The sequence below is a fragment of the Roseovarius gaetbuli genome, assembly GCF_900172365.1.
Classification (GTDB): Bacteria; Pseudomonadota; Alphaproteobacteria; order Rhodobacterales; family Rhodobacteraceae; genus Roseovarius; species Roseovarius gaetbuli.
In genome coordinates, this window is record NZ_FWFJ01000018.1 from 18,543 (window position 1) to 36,001 (window position 17,459).

The window sequence follows — 17,459 nt, forward strand, 5'->3', positions numbered from 1 at the left end:
TGTAGGTGCGCCTGCGCGGATCGCAAAGGGTGCAACATCATGTCACACTTATGTGAACCGCTTTGCGCGGGATAATTCAAGCGCCAAGCGTCTTGGCGGCCCAAACAAACAGCACCCCGATCACGATAGCAGTCAGGCCCAAAAGGCGGCGGGCATCCGGGGGCAGGGCAGAGAGCGCAATCAACAGCTGGTCAATAAGCGAAGGGGCCAGTGCGTACACCAGCCCCTCGACAATAAGCACCAGGCCGATGGCCAGAAGCGCGGTTTCGATCATTCCGGCGCTGAGCCCGACCGCAGATAGTCGAAAAATTCGCTATCCGGGGTCATGACCATCGAGGAATTGTCGCCTTTCAGCGATTTCTCATAGGCTTCGAGCGAGCGATAGAAGGCAAAGAACTCGGGATCGGCGCCAAAGGCCTCGGCAAAGATCGCGTTGCGCTCTGCATCGGCCTCGCCTCGGATCACCTGCGCCTGACGTTCGGCATCAGACATGGTTTCGGTCACGGTTCTGTCGGCGAGGGCGCGCACGCGCTGTGCGGCCTCGTTACCGCGGGCGATCTCGTCGGTGGCTTCGCGCTCGCGCTCTGCGCGCATCCGGGCAAAGGTGGCCTCAAGGTTCTGCTCTGGCAGGTTGGTTTGCTTGAGACGCACATCGATCACGTCAAGCCCGAGACCTGCGGCGCTGCGCTGTGCGGCGGCCTGAATGCGGCGCATCAGTCCGCGACGGTCCTCGGACAGGATCGTGTCTGATGTGACCTGATCAGCACCCAGAACCTCGCGGATTTGCGCGTTGAGGATCGACGACAGCCGGTCTTCGGCAACCCGCAGACCCCCAACACCAACCGCCTGGCGGAACTGCACCACATCGGCGATGCGGAACCGTGCAAAGGCGTCGACCACAAGACGGCGATCATCCGAGGGTGTGACCTCGATCGTGTCAGTGTCCAGCGACAGGATGCGGTCGTCATAGCGCACGACCTCCTGGATGAACGGGATCTTAAAGGATAGGCCCGGCTCTTCTTTCACCGCACGGATCTGACCGAATTGAAGCACCAGCGCCTTTTCGCGCTCGTCCACCACAAAGACCGATGACAGACCAAGAAAGCCCGCAATGGCCAGGATCGGAATAAGGAATTTTGTTTTACTCATGATCTTAGTTCCCCTGTCCGGTGGTCGAGCTATTGCGACGCAGTTCATTCAGCGGCAGATACGGCACCACATTGTTGCCGCCGTCGCTGCCGACGATCGAACTGTCGAGGATGGTCTTGTCGATACCGCCAAGAACACGTTCCATGGTCTCAAGATAAAGCCGCTTGCGCGTTACCTCGGGGGCCTTGCTGTATTCGGTCAGAACCGAGGTAAAGCGGCTGGCGTCACCAGAGGCCTCGTTGACAACGCGTGCGCGGTAGCCCTCGGATTGCTCAAGGGTCTGGGCCGCAAGACCACGGGCCTCGGCGAGAACTCGGTTGGCATAGGCATCCGCCTGACGCTGCAGGCGATCACGTTCCTGTTCGGCGGCCTGCACTTCACGGAAGCTGTCGATCACGTCGCGGGGCGGGTCGGCCTTTTCAAGGTTGACCCGGACGACCCGGATACCGCTATCATACTCGTCCATCGTGGCCTGGATGTTCTCCATCGCCGTATCGGCGATGACACCACGGTCACGGTTGAGGATCGGCGCAAGGTTGGAGGCGGCGATAATCTCACGCATCACCGATTCAGACACCGCCTGAACGGTTTGTTGCGGGTCGCGGATGTTGAACAGCAACTTCGAGGGGTCAGAAATGTTCCAGACCACCTGGAAATCAATATCGACGATATTGGCGTCGGTGGTCAGCATAAGACCGTCATTTCGCGCGCCTTGTCCGCGACCGATCTCTTCGGTGCGTTCCGATGTGACATTGATCACCTCGGCACTGACAAATGGCCAGGGGGCAAAGTTAAGACCGGGATTGCCGGTCTTGTAATATTCCCCGAGGAAAAGCTCGACCGACTGTTCTTCGGGCTTCACGGTGTAAACGCTGGCAAACACCCAGAGCGCCACCGCGCCAAGCACCGCAAGGCCAATCGTGCCCTTGCCCAATTGCGGGCCGCCATCGCCGCCACCAGAGCCACCGCGATTGCCGCCGCCACCGCGACCGCCCATCAGAACGCGCAGCTGATCCTGGCCTTTGCGGACAAGTTCGTCGATCTCTGGCAATTGCGGTCCGCCTTCTGGCGGGCGTCGCCCACCACCGTTGTTGCGGTTGCGGTCATCATCACCACCCCCGCCCGAGTTTCCGCCGCCGCCCCATGGGCCGCCAGAATTTCCAGCCATGCATCTCTTCCCTTTTTATCCCGTCTTAGACGACGTTGTTATCTACCTGTGCAGTTTAGGCGAGAAATCAACCCGTTCGGACCGGTGTTTTCATTGTGACAAGCTCTTCCGACATGGTCGGATGCACCGCAACGGTGCGATCGAAATCTTCTTTGGTGGCGCCCATCTTGACCGCGATTCCGGCCAGCTGGATCATTTCACCCGCCCCCGGCGCGACGATATGACAGCCCAGAACCTTGCGGGTTTTCTGGCTGACGATAAGTTTCATCAACACCCGGTCGGGACGCTCCGCAAAGGCGGTCTGCATCGGGCGGAACGAGGTCGCATAGACCTCGATCGGCTCTTGCTCGCGCGCCGCTTCCTCGGAAAGGCCGACGGTGCCCATCTCGGGTTGGGTGAAGATCGCGGTCGGGATCAGGTCGTGATCGACCGGCGTTGGCGTGCCGTTGAACACGGTCTCGACAAAGGCCATGCCTTCGCGGATCGCAACCGGCGTCAGGTTGACACGGTCGGTCACATCGCCAATCGCATAGACCGATGGCACGGCAGTCTGGCTATACTCATCTACCAGGATTTCGCCCTTGCGCCCGGTTTTGACACCCGCCGCCTCAAGGCCAAGATCCTCGGTGTTGGGCGCGCGCCCGGTGGCGAACATGACCTGCTCGAACACCTCTTCGCTTCCGTTGGTCGAGGTCACGCGATAGCCGCTCTCCTCTTCGACCATATCGACGATATTGGTGCCAAGATGCAGGTTCACACCCGACTGGATCATCTCCTCGGACACAAGCCCGCGCGCCTCTTCATCAAAGCCCCGCAAGATTTGTGCACCGCGGTAAAATTGCGTCACCTTTACGCCCAATCCGTTGAGAATACAGGCGAATTCACAGGCGATATAGCCGCCGCCGATGATCAGAATGGATTTCGGCAGGCTCTCAAGATGGAAAATATCGTTGCTTGTGATGGCGTGCTCTGCCCCCGGAAGGTCGGGCTTTACCGGGCGCCCGCCGGTGGCGATCAGGATGTGCTTGGCGCTCTTGCGGCTGCCATCCGAGAGTTCGACCGTATGCGGATCGACAAGGCGTGCACGCGCATCGAAACTCTCGACGCCGTTGGTCTTGAGAATGCCGCGATAGACATTTTCAAGCCGGTCCAACTCGGCATGCAACTTGCCTTGAAACACCGACCAGTCAAAGCCGCCCGCATGCACGGTCCAGCCATAGGCCTGCGCATCGGCAATCGCTGCGGGATATTCCGAGGCAAACACCATCAGCTTTTTGGGCACGCAACCGCGGATCACGCAGGTGCCGCCATAGCGGTCTTCTTCGGCCAAGGCCACTTTTGCGCCGCCCTGTGCGGCCACGCGCGCCGCGCGAACCCCGCCCGAGCCGCCGCCGATTACGAAAAGATCATAGTCGAATGTCATGCCGCCCCCGGATGTTAGTCGTTCATATCGGTGAAAAGGTTGTCGGTTTCGACGAAATCCAGACGGTCCTCTTCAACGGTGCCCTCGTTGATGTCGCGCGTTTCCACCCGGCCATCGCCAAACCCGAGGATCACCACATCGCAGATATCCAGGAACAGCCCGTTTTCAACCACCCCCGGCATTTGATTCATCGCCATCGACAATTGATGCGGATTTCCGATGCGTCCCAGATGCAGATCGATGATGTAATTGCCCTCATCGGTGATAAAAGGGCGCTCGCCGTTCATCCTGAGGGTCGCATCGCGGCCCAGCACATCCATCGAAATCAGCAACTCTTCGACCAGCGATTTGGTGGTCTGCCAGCCAAACGGAATCACCTCGACCGGAAGCGGGAAGGCACCAAGGCTTTCCACCTCTTTGCCGATATCCGCGATCACGATCATCTGGTCACTGGCCGTGGCGACGATCTTTTCCTGCAAAAGCGCGCCGCCGCCGCCCTTGATCAGGTTGAGATTGCCGTCAAACTCATCCGCTCCGTCAATCGTCACATCAAGCCATTTCGCCTCATCAAGGCTGATCACCTCGATGCCGACATCTCGCGCCAGCTCGGCTGTGCGCGTCGAGGTCGGCACGCCCTTGATCCGGAGCCCGTCATTGCGCACCATTTCACCCAGGCAGCGCACCATCCAGGCTGCCGTCGAGCCGGTTCCAAGACCGACCCGCATGCCGTCTTCAACATAATCGACAGACCGCTTGGCAGCGACGAATTTTGCCTTGTCGATGGGCGACAATTCTCCGGTCATGAGGCGACTCCTATGCATGTTTGCAGGGGTTATATGAGACTTGGCCATAAGGTGCGAGAGCGAATTGCCGCGCTTTTTTCGGGCCTGCCTTCTTCTTGGAACAAATACTCCGGGGGAGTCCAAGAAAATTCGCCGAATTTTCTTGGATGGGGGCAGCGCCCCCGCTTCTGCCTCACCCACCCGCGGGGGTGAGGATATCGCGCAACAGAGCCACCGGATGCGCCCGAAGCGTCAGGCGCAGGGCAACGTAATCCTCGATTACCTCTTCGCCCTCCGACATCTGCGGCAGATGCGTGAGCGGCTCGTCAATCGCCTCGCCGTCGATATCGCGCGCAAACAGCGGCAGCGGCGCATCCCCCTGCAACGCCTTGGCCTGCCAGAGCGCCTCGCGGCGGCTCAACCCGAGGACGGCAAAGGCATCGGCCTCGGCCAGCCGCGCCAGCGCACTCGGCACCAGTCCGGCGCGCCGCCAGACATCCTCGACCGTGGTATAGCCATTGCCGCGCGCCGCGATAAGCCAGCTGGCATCGTCCTGCGCCAGCCGCCGGATCAGGCGAAACCCAAGCCGAAGCGCCAGCCCGCCGCGCCCGTCGGGTTCCATCACATTGTCCCAATAACTTGCCTGCACACAGACCGGGCGCACGCTCACCCCGTGTTCGCGCGCATCCCGCACGATCTGGGCCGGGGCATAAAACCCCATCGGTTGTGAATTCAGCAAAGCACAGGCAAACAGCCCCGGATGGTGGCATTTCAACCAGGCACTGGCGTAAACCAAAAGCGCGAAACTGGCGGCATGGCTTTCGGGAAAGCCATAGCTGCCAAAGCCCTCGATTTGCGAAAAACAGCGCTCGGCGAAATCCATGTCATAGCCATTGCCCTGCATCCCGCGCAAAAACCGCGCGCGAAACTCGGACACATTGCCGTGGCGTTTGAAGGTGGCCAGCGAGCGGCGCAGGCGGTCGGCCTCTTCGGGGGTAAAGCCCGCGCCGATGATGGCGATCTGCATCGCCTGTTCCTGAAACAGCGGCACCCCAAGCGTCTTGCCCAGCACCTTGCCAAGCGCATCCGAGGGAAAGCTGGTCGCCTCTTCGCCATTGCGCCGCCGGATGAAGGGATGCACCATATCGCCCTGGATCGGCCCCGGCCGGATGATCGCCACCTGGATCACCAGATCATAAAAACACCTTGGTCGCATGCGAGGCAGGAAATTCATCTGCGCGCGGCTTTCCACCTGAAACACCCCCAAACTGTCGGCGCGGCACAGCATGTTGTAAACCGGCCTGTCCTCTTGCGGCAGGCTGGCCAGCGTATAGTGCGCGCCGTGATGTTCGGCCAAAAGGTCGAATGCCTTGCGGATGCAGGTCAGCATGCCAAGCGCCAGAACATCGACTTTGAGAATGCCAAGCGTGTCGATATCGTCCTTGTCCCAACAGATGACGGTGCGATCCTCCATGCTGGCGTTTTCAATCGGCACCAGCTCGTCAAGCCGCCCCTGGGTGATGACAAAACCGCCGACATGCTGGCTCAGGTGGCGGGGAAAGCCGATGATCTCCTGCACCAGGGTCAGGGTCAGCGCGAGGCGGCGATCATCCGGATCAAGACCGATTTCGCGCAGCCGCCCCGGCGTCAGCGCGCCATCGCTGCCAAAGCCCCAGATTTGCGAGGAGAGCGCGGCAATCAGATCGCCCGACAGGCCCATCGCGCGCCCGACCTCGCGGATCGCACGTTTGCCGCGGTAATGGATCACTGTCGCACACAGCCCGGCGCGGTGGCGGCCATAGCGCTGATATATCCACTGGATCACCTCTTCGCGGCGCTCATGCTCGAAATCGACGTCGATATCGGGCGGCTCGTCGCGCGCCTCGGAGACGAAACGCTCGAACACCATGGTGCCGATCTCGGGGCTGACCGAGGTCACGCCAAGGCAATAACAGACCACCGAATTCGCCGCCGACCCGCGCCCCTGGCACAGGATGCCGCGCGAGCGGGCAAAGGCGACCACGTCATTCACGGTCAGGAAATAGGGCTCGTAGCGCAGCTTGCCGATCAGGCGCAATTCGTGTTCCAGAAGGGCGCGCACGCGTTCTGGCGCGCCGCCGGGATAGCGCCACTCCAGCCCCTCAAGCGCAAGACGACGCAGGCGGCCTGCCGGGCTTTCGCCCTCTGCGACCTCGCTGGGATATTCATGGCGCAGCTCATCCAGCGAAAAGGTCAGCCGCGCGGCAAGCGCGCCTGCACGCGCGACGGCCCCTTCACGGCCCTTGAACAGGCGGTGCATTTCAGCCCCCGAGCGCAGCCGTCGCTCGGCATTGCTCAGGGCGTCGCGGCCAAGATCATCCACCCGCGTGCCGAGCCGGATTGCGCTCAGCACATCCGCAAGCCTGCGCCGGTGCCCGCGATGCATGAGCGGCACCCCCGAGGCCAGCGTGGGCAGGCCGAGGGTTTTCGCCAGCCGGGTCAGCCGGGCAAAGCGGGCAGGGTCCTGACTGTCATAAAGCGGGGCGAGGACAAGGTGCATATGCCCGCCAAGGCGGCGCGTCAGCCGTTTCGCCTGTTGCTGCCAGTCATCCGCGCCGCGCGGCATCTGCTGCGTTTGTGGCGCATGTAGCAAAAGGTGAAGCCCCGAGGCCCCCGCCAACAGATCATCAAGGCGCAGCTCGCACCGGCCCTTTTTGCAGCGCAACCGCCCAAGGCTGAGCAAGCGGCACAGGCTGGCCCAGCCCGCACGATCATAGGGCAACGCAGTGAGCACCAGCCCCTCTGTCAGCACCAGCCGCGCGGCGGGTATAAGGCGCGGGGTGGTGGCCCATGCCGGATGCGCGGCGGGGGCCACGGGCGGGGCCGGGCCGATCGGGCCATCGCGGGTCTCGATCTTGTGGCGCTCGCCGACCTGCCGTGCAATTTCGCGCGCCGCGCTATGGGCTCGCACGATCCCGGCCACCGAATTCTCGTCGGCAATGGCAAGCGCCGTGAGGCCAAGCGCGGCGGCACGATGGATATAGTCCTCGGGGTGTGCAGCCCCGGTGAGAAAGGTAAAGTTGGAAATGGCAGAGAGTTCGGCAAAGGACATGGGATCGCGCGAATCTTTCAGGGGTCAGTGGGCTGCCCTGCATTATATTCACGTTTTGTTCTTTTTCGAGTCCTGCCGTGCGGAAAGTGGTCTTCAGGGTGTCACAGGCGCACAAGGCCCGCCCTGGAAACAGGTTTTTACCCGGCCCAGCATCTCGGGGGTCGGATTGGTAAAGCCCATGCCGCCACAGGGATCAAGCGCAAGCACATAACCAGTTTCGCGCTGTTCGAGGAAGCCAAGATAGTCGGTTTCGGGAACTGCGCCTGCGCACCAGGGGCCGAAACATTGCACATCAAGGGTGATGTCGCGTTCAAACGGGTGATCAAAGCGGGTTGGTGACAAGGCTTGTCCGGTGATCCGGGCCGCAATCGGCGTATGAGGCGGCATGGCTTGCTGGTTTTGCCAGTCGGCCTTGGCCGCGCGGGCATAGGTTTTCGCCACATCCGGGGGCGTGCACGACAGCGCAAGCCCCGGTCCCGCCGTCAGGCACAGCGCGCCAGCAAGCGCCGCGCGGATCACAGCAACGGGCCGAACTCGGCCAGAACGCGGGCATAAACCTTGCGTTTGAAGGGGACGATATTGGCCTCAAGATCCTGGGGTGGCAACCAGCGCCACTCTGAAAACTCGGGGTGATCGGTGACGATATTCACATCGCTGTCGGTGCCCAGAAAGCGCAGTAGAAACCATTTCTGCTCCTGCCCGCGATAGCGTCCCTTCCAGAGGCGCGGCACAAGGTCATGCGGAAGTTCGTAGGGAATCCAATCCGCAGTTTCCGCCTCGATCCGCACCTTGTCGGCCGTGACGCCGGTTTCCTCCCACAATTCGCGCAGAGCGGCGTCGCGGGTTGCCTCTCCGGGATCGACCCCGCCTTGCGGCATCTGCCAGGCGGCGGTTTCACTGTCGATCCGTTGGCCGACAAAAACATGGCCCTCGGCATTGGTCAGCATGACGCCGACGCAGGGACGATAGGGCAGTCTGGCAATCTCTTCGGGGGTCATGGCGGGCCTTTTGAGGACAGGGTTGGCAGCAGAGTGCGGCGCGGCGCAGGCAAGGTCAAGCGGTGGCGGGTGCGGGGCGTCGATCGCTTTGAAATCCAGCCTCAAGACGGTTTGATTTGCGCGTGGCGTGATCCCCTTCTATCTTTGGGCTAGGTCTGAAGGGGCCAGGGTATGTGATCTGCGGTCGCGGCGATATGGCCCAGTGAAAAGGAGAGGAAAATGACAGACAACCCCACGCTTTACGGCTTTGACGGGTCGACCTATGTGCGCACGGTGCGCATGGTTCTGGCCGATAAGGGCATCGAATATGATCAAGTGCCGGTCAATGTTCTGGAAGGCGAGCCGCGCCAGCCCGAGCATCTTGCGCGCCATCCTTTTGGCAAGGTGCCGGTGTTGGATATCGACGGGCTTCGCATCCGCGAGACCGATGCAATTTGCCGTTATCTTGAGGATATCGCGCCAGAACCGGCGCTGATCCCCAATGATGCCAAGGGGCGCGCGCACATGAACGAGGCGATTGGCCTGATCGACAGCTATGGCTATGGCGCGCTTGTGGGCGTGGCGGGCTATCACCTGTTTCCTGATTTCATCGGCGGGCAGAACGAAGAGGCCCGCAAGGCCGCGCTTGCGGCGTCGGAAAAGCTTTTGAAACTGCTGATGGAGAACAAGGGCGAGGCCAAATGGCTGGCGGGCGATGCGCCGACGCTGGCGGATTATTTCCTCGGGCCGATCATGTTTTATGTCTCGCTTACGCCGGATGCGGGTGAGGTCATGTCGGTGCCCGGCATCGCCGAGTGGTGGGAGGCCATGCACGCGCACGATACATTTGCCAAGACCGCGCCCGATCTGGGCTGACGACCGGCTGTCACACCTCGCGAGGGCCGACCATGCCCATGATCTCATAGGTCTGGCGCAGGATCGGCGCGGCGATGGCGCGGGCGCGGTCCGCGCCGTTTCCTAGGATACGGTCGATCTCGGACACATCAGTCATCAGCCGGGACATTTCGCCAGAAATTGGCGCCAGCTTTTCAACCGCAAGATCGGCGAGCATCGGCTTGAACTCGGAAAACGCCTTGCCACCAGCCTCGGACATCACCTGATCGACGCTCATATCCGCCAGGGCGGCATAGATATTCACCAGGTTGCGCGCCTCGGGGCGCTCTTCCAGCCCCTTCACCTCGGAGGGAAGCGGTTCCGGGTCGGTCTTGGCCTTGCGGATTTTCTTGGCAATCGTATCGGCGTCATCGGTCAGGTTGATGCGGCTCATATCCGAGGGGTCGGATTTCGACATCTTCTTCGAGCCATCGCGCAGCGACATCACCCGCGTGCCGGTGCCCTCGATCACCGGCTCGGTGATCGGAAAGAAATCAACGCCGAAATCATTGTTGAACTTGGCCGCTATGTCGCGGGTCAGTTCGAGATGCTGTTTCTGATCCTCGCCGACCGGCACATGGGTGGCGTGATAGGCCAGAATATCGGCCGCCATCAGCGCGGGATAGGCAAACAGCCCAAGCGAGGCGTTCTGCGCATTCTTGCCGGCCTTGTCCTTGAACTGGGTCATGCGCTGCATCCAGCCCATGCGCGCCACGCAATTGAAAATCCAGGCAAGTTGCGAATGCTCGGCGACCTGGCTCTGGTTGAACAGGATGGATTTTTCCGGATCAAGCCCCGAGGCAATAAAGCCGGCCGCAAGCTCGCGGGTGGAGTGGCGCAATTCGGCCGGGTCCTGCCAGACGGTGACCGCATGCAGATCGACCATGCAATAAATCGACGGAATGCCCTGGTTCTGTGCATCGGCAAAGCGCTTGAGCGCGCCAAGATAGTTGCCAAGATGCAGGTTGCCCGAGGGCTGAATGCCCGAAAAGACCCGCGGTGTGAAGCCTGCTTCGGTCATATGTCATCTCCGTCTGGATTTCTTCGCCTGCCTCGCTTACCCATGCGTCAAAGCCCCGTCAAGGAGAGCAGGCATGTCAGACCCCGTAAACGAAAGCCCCGTCAACCCGGTTCCGCCGGTTGTGGTGGCGCTTTTCCTGGTGATCGTCGGCGTCGAGGCGATCTTCTCGCTGGGTGCGCGCGGGTTTGTCGGTGGCCCCGAGGCCGTCGGCTGGCGCAGTGCGGCGATCGAGGATTACGGGTTCAACAGCGATATCATGGCGTGGATGCTGCAAAATCAGATCTTTCCCGCCGAGCACCTGCGCCGCTTTTTCAGCTATATCTTTGTCCATAGCAGCTTTACCCACGCGCTGTTTTCCGGCGTCCTGCTTCTGGCGATGGGCAAATTCGTCGGCGAGGTGTTTCGCCAATGGGCGGTTCTGGTGCTTTTCGTTCTCTGCTCGGCCATGGGCGCGGCGGTTTATGGCCTCACAGTCAGCGATCAGCCCTGGCTTATCGGCGCCTTTCCGGGGGTTTATGGCCTGATAGGCGGCTTTACCTACCTGATGTGGCTCCGCCTGGGACAGCTTGGCGCAAAGCAATCGCGCGCCTTTAGCCTGATCGGCATTCTGATGCTGCTTCAACTGACCTTTGCCCTGTTGTTTGGTGGCAGCAGCACATGGATCGCGGATGTATCGGGCTTTGCCACCGGGTTTCTGGCGTCGTTCTTCCTAAGCCCCGGTGGCTGGTCGAAAATCCGCGCCAAGATCCGGCACGACTAGGGCGGAGAGCGGCGCAACCTGCTGCGGATTTCCGACAGGCGGAAAGCGCCGAGCATCTGGCCGAAGGCACCGTAGGAGATCCCCCCTGCCACCAGCAGCACCAAAAGCGCCAGCCAACGCCAGCCGCCAATCGCGAACAGCGGGCCGAGCAAAACGCCGCCGCCCCAAAGCACCACGCCCATCAGGGCAGAGGCCAGAACGATCCGCCAGAGGCGGCGATAGAACTGGGCATCGAACCGCGCCACATCGCCAAAGCTGCGCGCGCCGCGCATCAACTGCCAGACCATGACCCAGCCCGCCAGCGTGGTGGCAAAGGCCGCAGCGATCCAGCCGATCCAGATCGCAAGCCCAATCGCGAGGGCCGCGTTGACGATCATCGCCACAACGGCATAACGAAACGGGCTCTTGGTGTCTTCACGGGCGAAAAACAGCGGTTGCAGGATTTTCTGCATCACGAAGGCCGGCAGGCCGAGGCCGTAAATCGCCACGGCAAGGGCGGTGGCCGCGCTGTCATCGCTGCCAAAGGCGCCGCGTTCAAAAAGCACCGCCACAAGCTGAAGCGGGATCACGATCAGCGCCACGGCGCAGGGCACGGTGAGGGCAAGCGACAGCTCTCCTGCGCGCGACAGCGCCATGCGCGCGCCGCTGTCGTCGCCCGCTTTCAGGCGTCGCGACAAATCGGGCAGCAACACGATCCCCACCGCGATGCCCACCACGCCAAGCGGCAATTGATAGAGTCGGTCCGCAGAATAAAGCCAGCTCACCGCCTTGTCGTAATTCGAGGCGACTTGTTGGCCGACCAGAAGGTTGACCTGCATCACCCCGCCGGCAAGGGCGGCGGGCACGGCGACGCGCACCAGTTGCGACATCGCAGGGGTCCAGCGCGGGCGCACCGGGCGGATATGCAGCCCCGCGCGGCTTGCTGCCTGCCAGACCAGCACAAGCTGCGCCACGCCGGCAAAGGGAATGGCCCAGACAAGCGCCGTGGCAACCTTGCCGCCCATGAGGGCCGCGACGGCCATCGCCGCGATCAGCATCACGTTCAACAGCACCGGTGCGGCGGCCGCGGCGGCAAAGCGCCCGGACGCATTAAGCGCCCCCGACAACAGCGCGGCCAGCGAGATGAACAGGATGTAGGGAAACACGATGCGCCCGAAATCAACCGTGATATCAAAGCGTTGATCGCCGACAAACCCCTCTGCCGTGGCCCAGACAAGCGCCGGCATGAAGACCAGCGCCAGCCCGGTCAGCGCCAAGAGAACAAGCCCCAACCCCGAGAGCGCCAGCGAGGCAAAGCCAAACGGGTCTTCATCCGCCTCAAGCCGCTTGGAAAACATCGGCACAAAGGCCGCGTTGAACGCGCCTTCGGCAAAGAACCGGCGAAACATATTGGGCAGGCGAAAGGCGGCGACAAAGCTGTCCATCATCACGCCGGGACCAAGATAGCTTGCGATCATCACATCGCGGATAAAGCCCAGCATCCGACTAAGCAGCGTCCAGCCGCCGACGGTCAGGATACCGGTAAGCAGGCGGACGGGTTTCATGGGCTGGCCTTTGGCTGGATGCGTCCCCGCAGGCTTAGCGGATCGCACTGACAGGGGAAAGGGGGCGTTGGTATGGCTAGCTGCGCGTCACTGGCATCATCGTGCCGGTCATCATCGCGATATGGGTTTCGGTGCCGCCCTCAAGCGCAAAGACATCCGCGCGCACGATCACAAGGCGGCGCCCGGCCTTTACCACATCGCCGCGCGCGATCAGGCTCTCGCCCTTGGCCGGGGCCAGAAGGTTGATCTTCATCTCGGTGGTCAGAACCTCGAACCCCTCTGGCATGACGGACAGTGCCGCATAGCCCGCCGCGCTGTCGCCGATGGCAAAGGTCAGCCCGGCATGGCCAAATCCGTGCTGCTGGCGGCTCGTTGCTAGGATCGGCGCTTCGATCTCGACATGTCCGGGTGAGACGCTGGCAAGGGTCGCGCCCAGGGTCTGCATCATGCTCTGCGCGGCAAAGCTTTTGCGAATTTTGTCGTCGGTGTCAGGGGACATTCTGGCTTTAATTCCCATTGCTTACGCTGCGTCATTAGGATGACGATAAAGTTATGTGATGTCACTGTCCATTATTGGAATACTGGGTGACGGCTGATACATGCATAAGTGGTAATGTGTGATAAGGGGAATGAGTTGAACTGGTCTGACTTTCGCAACCATTTGGTGGAAACGTTTTCCACGTTGTTATCCTCCGTGACGCTGCTGACGGTTGCGGTTTCTATTGCCGTTGCTGTCATTGCGGGACCTTTTGGCACCTATGAAACCATGCCCCTTGCGGCGCGTGCCACCTATTGGAGCATGGCGATTTTCAGCGGTCTGCTGGTGGCTTATTTAAGTCGTGCCACCATGGCTACGGTGTTCGGCAAGCGGCGTCCGATCCTGTTTGATCTCGGCGGGGGCCTGATGGTGAGTGTCATTCTGGCGCCGCTGATCTGGGGGCTGCGTGCCTGGATGGACCCGGTTCTTAAACTGCAGCAGCTGCGCCTGTTAAGTATTGCGCTCAACATCTTCGTGATTTCCTGGTGCATCTTCATCCTGCGCCGCCAGATCGGCCTTGAACAGCCGGCGGGCTATCGGCGTCGCGATGGGGATGAGGATGTGCCAACGACGCGCCTGCATCGGCGGCTTTCGGATCTGGAGGGTGTCGAAATCATGCGCCTCTCGGCCAATGATCATTTTGTCGATGTCTCGACCGATCGCGGGGTCGAAACCCTGCGCCTTCGGCTTGGGGACGCGATTGATGAAATGGACCCGATCGAAGGCATCTGCACCCATCGCTCGCATTGGGTGGCGCTGTCTGCGGTTGTCGGGGTCGAGCAGGCCGGGGCAAACAAGACATTCGTCATCCTGCGCAACGGTGACCGCGTCCCCGTCAGCCGCAAATACCGCCCGCGTCTCGTAGAGGCAGGGCTGCTTGAGTGACACGCCGGTTGAGCGACACGAGGCAGCCTGTCAGGGCCGAAGAGTGCCCTGGCGCGGCATTGGCGTGGCATGCACCATCGCCCCGGTCAAAATCGCCAGGGCCTCTTGCCGCATGAGTGTGCTCAACACCTCGTCGTGGCTGTAAAGACCGCCCGTATAAGTGCCATAAGCCGGCAGGATCACGCGGTTGCTGTCTACCAGAAACGCCGGACGGCTCAGGCTGCGGCCGCGCAGCGCAAGCCGGACCTTGGGGTGATAATGGCCCGAGATCTCACCGCTCTGGCCGGGACGGGCGATATGGCGAAACACCAGCGGCGGCACCGGCAATTCAGCCAAATGCGCGCCGCCAAGGTCGACCGGGCCGGGATCATGATTGCCCTCGATCCAGACCCACCGCCGCCCCGCCTGAAGCTTGGCAATCCAAAGCTTTTCCGCCTCGGGCAGGGCCGCCGCCGCGGCGCTGTCATCAAAGCTGTCACCAAGACAGATCACTGTGCTTGCCCCGGTCTGGCGCAAATCGTTTTCCAACCGGCTTAGCGTATCGCGGGTCTCATAGGGCGGCAGCGGTGGTTCGCCCAATCGGGCGCGGCGTTCTGCCTTGCCCAGGTGAAGATCCGACACGCACAGCAAATTCCGCGCATCCCAATAGAGCGCGCCCGAGGCCAGCGCCGTCAATTCGGCCCCGGCAAGGGTGAAAGGATATCCGTCCATATCCCCTTGGTGGCGCGATGCGCGCGTCATTGCAAGGGCGGCGCGTCATCGAGCGGGCGCCAGAGGGCAGCGATCACCCCGTCAGCCCCGCCGCCTGCATCAGCCGCGCGGTTTCCTCGGCCAAAAGCCGCTCTTCCGCAGCACCCTTGACCGGGGTGCGCCCTGCCTCAAGAAAAAGCGGCGCGGCAAGCGGGCTTACCCGCGCCAGCCGCCGGTGGGTGATGCGCCCATCCACCCGCGCCAGCATCTCTTCGATGCGGCCAAAATCGACCAGACCGCGCATCGCCTCTTGCCGGGTGATATCAAGCAACAGGTGGCCGGGGTCATATTTTGCCAGCGTGTCATAGAGGATATCCGACGACATCGTCGCCTGTCGCCCGTTCTTGCGCGCGCTCGGGATGTTGCGTTGTATAAGCCCGGCGATTGTCGCCGAGGCCCGAAAGGTGCGTTTCATCACGGCGTTGCCGGCAAGCCAGCTCTCAAAGCCGACGCGCAGGCTCGCGGCGTCAAACAAAGGCGCTGCGTCGGTCACCGCCTCAAGCCCCCAGATCAGCGTGGCATAATCCGTTGCCACAAAACCAAGCGGCGCAAGGCCAAGCTCTTCCATCCGGTTTGTGATCAAAAGGCCAAGCGTCTGTTGCGCGTTGCGCCCGGAAAAGCCATAAATACAGGTCTTTTCGCGCCCGTCATGGGCAAAACTCTCAACCAGCAGATGCCCCGCCTTCGGCATCTCTGACACGCGCCTCTGCAGGTGCAGCCAGTCGCGGATCACCTCTGGCAAATCGGGCCACTCGGGCTGTGCGAGAAGCGCAAGAATACGCTCTGAAAGCTGGGTCGATGTGGCGAATTTGGTGCCCGTGAAGGTCGCGATCTTTGGCTTGCGACCCGCATCGCGGCTGACCTCGACCACCATTTCGCGCAGGCTCTCAAAGCGCACGATCTGGCCGCCGATCAGGAAGGTGTCACCGGGGCTAAGCGTGGCGGCAAAGCCTTCTTCGACCTCGCCAAGGGGCTTGCCGCCGCGCGCGCGTTTCATCCGTACCTTGAGGGTGTCACTGTCCTGAATGGTGCCGATGTTCATCCGGATCAGGCGCGCGCTGCGCGGGTCGCGCAAGTGCCACGCCCCATCGGCGCGCTGCACCAATCGCTGCCATTGGTCATAGGCGCGCAGGGCGTACCCGCCAGTGGCGCAAAACTCCAGGCAGGCGTCAAACTCGGCCCGTGTCAGCCCCGCGTAAGCGCCGACACCGGCGACCTCTTGATAAAGCACACCGGCCTCAAACGCCCCGGCGCAGGCGCGGATCAGGATATGCTGGCACAGCACATCGCGCGGCCCCGGCCCGCGCGCCTCGCCGTCAAGATCATGCGCGCGCACGGCCTCTAGCGCGGCCAGACATTCGACCACCTCAAAGCGGTTGGCGGGCACCAAAAGCGCCTTGGACGGCGCGTTATAGCGGTGATTGGCGCGCCCGATCCGCTGCACCAACCGCTTGACGTTCTTGGGCGCGCCGACCTGAATGACAAGATCGACATCGCCCCAGTCGATGCCGAGATCAAGGCTTCCGGTGCAGACAATCGCTCGTAGCTCGCCGCGGGTCATCGCCGCCTCGACGCGGGCGCGTTGCACGCGGTCAAGGCTGCCGTGATGGACCGCGATGGGAAGGTCGTCTTCATTGGCAAGCCACAGATTGTGAAAGAAAATTTCCGCCTGCGCGCGGGTGTTGTGAAAGATCAGCGTGGTCTTGTGGCGCTTGATCTGATCCAGCACCGCCGGGATCGCATAAGCGGCCCCACCGCCCGACCAAGGCGGCGGTTCGGACACCTCAAGCATGGCAATATCCGGGGCAGGGCCGGGATCGGCCAACAGGATGTCACAGGCATTTTCGCCATGCGCCAGATAGCGCGCAAGCGCGGGCGGGTCCTCGACCGTGGCCGAGAGGCCGACGCGCCGCAGGTCCGGGCAAAGCGCCTCGAGCCGCGACAGCGCCAGCATGAGCTGATCGCCGCGCTTGCTTTCGGCGAGGGCGTGGATTTCATCAATCACCACCCGTTTCAACCCGGCGAAAATGCGCGGCGCATCCTCGTAAGAGATCATTAAGGCGAGGCTTTCGGGGGTGGTCAAAAGGATATGCGGCGGGTCGGCGCGTTGACGGCGTTTGGCGTGGGCCGAGGTGTCGCCGGTGCGATCCTCAACCCGGATGGCAAGGCCCATTTCATCAACCGGGGCGGTCAGGTTGCGCTTGATATCGGCCGCAAGCGCTTTGAGTGGCGAGATGTAAAGCGTGTGGAGCCCGGCATGCGGGCCCTCGGCCAGATCAACCAGCGTCGGCAGGAAACCGGCCAGCGTCTTGCCCCCGCCGGTCGGCGCAATCAGCAGCGTCGCGGGCGCATCGGCACGCGCCAGCATCTCGCGCTGATGCGGGTGAAGGTGCCAGCCACGGGCAGAAAACCAATCGGTGAAACAGGCGGGAAGCGGCGTCATTGCGCTAAGGTAGGCGCGCGGTGCCGCAAAGCAA

Annotated in this window: 16 protein-coding genes; 3 read left to right on the forward strand and 13 right to left on the reverse strand. The window is 62.0% G+C overall.

Annotated features, from left to right (window positions below; genetic code table 11):
• Positions 1–76: 76 nt before the first annotated feature.
• The 8 genes from ROG8370_RS10335 to ROG8370_RS10370 all read right to left on the reverse strand — a co-directional run bounded on the left by ROG8370_RS10335 (position 77) and on the right by ROG8370_RS10370 (position 8,611).
• Positions 77–274 carry a DUF2065 domain-containing protein gene (locus ROG8370_RS10335; RefSeq protein ID WP_073198863.1) on the reverse strand — a complete coding sequence of 66 codons (198 nt, stop codon included), beginning with the start codon at positions 272–274 and terminating at the stop codon, positions 77–79.
• Positions 271–1,149, reverse strand: a complete 879-nt coding sequence (gene hflC / locus ROG8370_RS10340) for a protease modulator HflC (protein WP_085827009.1) — start codon at positions 1,147–1,149, stop codon at positions 271–273. Before hflC ends, ROG8370_RS10335 begins: the two co-directional genes overlap by 4 nt.
• A 4-nt stretch (positions 1,150–1,153) precedes the next feature.
• Positions 1,154–2,317, reverse strand: a complete 1,164-nt coding sequence (hflK, locus tag ROG8370_RS10345) for an FtsH protease activity modulator HflK (protein WP_085827010.1) — start codon at positions 2,315–2,317, stop codon at positions 1,154–1,156.
• Positions 2,318–2,384: 67 nt separating this feature from the next.
• Positions 2,385–3,740 (reverse strand): glutathione-disulfide reductase, encoded by a 1,356-nt coding sequence (gor, locus tag ROG8370_RS10350; protein WP_085827011.1) that lies wholly within the window; start codon positions 3,738–3,740, stop codon positions 2,385–2,387.
• Positions 3,741–3,754: 14 nt separating this feature from the next.
• On the reverse strand, positions 3,755–4,543 hold the full coding sequence (rpiA, locus tag ROG8370_RS10355; protein WP_085827012.1) for a ribose-5-phosphate isomerase RpiA: 789 nt from the start codon (positions 4,541–4,543) through the stop codon (positions 3,755–3,757).
• Positions 4,544–4,715: 172 nt separating this feature from the next.
• Positions 4,716–7,613 carry an error-prone DNA polymerase gene (locus ROG8370_RS10360; protein ID WP_085827013.1) on the reverse strand — a complete coding sequence of 966 codons (2,898 nt, stop codon included), beginning with the start codon at positions 7,611–7,613 and terminating at the stop codon, positions 4,716–4,718.
• Positions 7,614–7,706: 93 nt separating this feature from the next.
• Positions 7,707–8,132, reverse strand: a complete 426-nt coding sequence (locus ROG8370_RS10365; protein WP_085827014.1) for a hypothetical protein — start codon at positions 8,130–8,132, stop codon at positions 7,707–7,709.
• Positions 8,129–8,611 (reverse strand): RNA pyrophosphohydrolase, encoded by a 483-nt coding sequence (locus ROG8370_RS10370; RefSeq protein WP_085827054.1) that lies wholly within the window; start codon positions 8,609–8,611, stop codon positions 8,129–8,131. Before ROG8370_RS10370 ends, ROG8370_RS10365 begins: the two co-directional genes overlap by 4 nt.
• Before the next feature lie 219 nt (positions 8,612–8,830).
• On the opposite strand from ROG8370_RS10370, the gene ROG8370_RS10375 reads away from it, so the two are divergent.
• The gene (locus ROG8370_RS10375; RefSeq protein WP_085827015.1) at positions 8,831–9,466 is read left to right on the forward strand and encodes a glutathione S-transferase family protein; all 636 of its coding nucleotides are present in this window, start codon (positions 8,831–8,833) and stop codon (positions 9,464–9,466) included.
• Positions 9,467–9,476: 10 nt separating this feature from the next.
• Here ROG8370_RS10375 and trpS read toward each other — a convergent pair whose 3' ends face one another.
• Complete coding sequence (gene trpS, locus ROG8370_RS10380; protein WP_085827016.1) at positions 9,477–10,505, reverse strand: tryptophan--tRNA ligase; 1,029 nt, start codon at positions 10,503–10,505, stop codon at positions 9,477–9,479.
• Between the two features lie 73 nt (positions 10,506–10,578).
• Here trpS and ROG8370_RS10385 point away from each other — a divergent pair, with 73 nt between their 5' ends.
• On the forward strand, positions 10,579–11,265 hold the full coding sequence (locus ROG8370_RS10385; RefSeq protein ID WP_085827017.1) for a rhomboid family intramembrane serine protease: 687 nt from the start codon (positions 10,579–10,581) through the stop codon (positions 11,263–11,265).
• On the opposite strand, the gene murJ is transcribed toward ROG8370_RS10385, so the two are convergent.
• Positions 11,262–12,809 (reverse strand): murein biosynthesis integral membrane protein MurJ, encoded by a 1,548-nt coding sequence (gene murJ, locus ROG8370_RS10390; RefSeq protein ID WP_085827018.1) that lies wholly within the window; start codon positions 12,807–12,809, stop codon positions 11,262–11,264. The two genes, ROG8370_RS10385 and murJ, sit on opposite strands and share 4 nt — an antisense overlap.
• A 76-nt stretch (positions 12,810–12,885) precedes the next feature.
• Positions 12,886–13,308 (reverse strand): PaaI family thioesterase, encoded by a 423-nt coding sequence (locus ROG8370_RS10395; RefSeq protein ID WP_085827019.1) that lies wholly within the window; start codon positions 13,306–13,308, stop codon positions 12,886–12,888.
• A 135-nt stretch (positions 13,309–13,443) separates the two neighbouring features.
• On the opposite strand from ROG8370_RS10395, the gene ROG8370_RS10400 reads away from it, so the two are divergent.
• On the forward strand, positions 13,444–14,232 hold the full coding sequence (locus tag ROG8370_RS10400) for a LytTR family DNA-binding domain-containing protein (RefSeq protein WP_245827312.1): 789 nt from the start codon (positions 13,444–13,446) through the stop codon (positions 14,230–14,232).
• Positions 14,233–14,262: 30 nt separating this feature from the next.
• On the opposite strand, the gene pdeM is transcribed toward ROG8370_RS10400, so the two are convergent.
• Both pdeM and ROG8370_RS10410 read right to left on the reverse strand, forming a co-directional pair.
• Positions 14,263–14,943, reverse strand: a complete 681-nt coding sequence (gene pdeM / locus ROG8370_RS10405; RefSeq protein ID WP_085827020.1) for a ligase-associated DNA damage response endonuclease PdeM — start codon at positions 14,941–14,943, stop codon at positions 14,263–14,265.
• A gap of 73 nt (positions 14,944–15,016) precedes the next feature.
• Positions 15,017–17,425: a ligase-associated DNA damage response DEXH box helicase gene (locus ROG8370_RS10410; protein WP_085827021.1), complete on the reverse strand. Its 2,409-nt coding sequence runs from the start codon at positions 17,423–17,425 to the stop codon at positions 15,017–15,019.
• Positions 17,426–17,459: the final 34 nt, after the last annotated feature.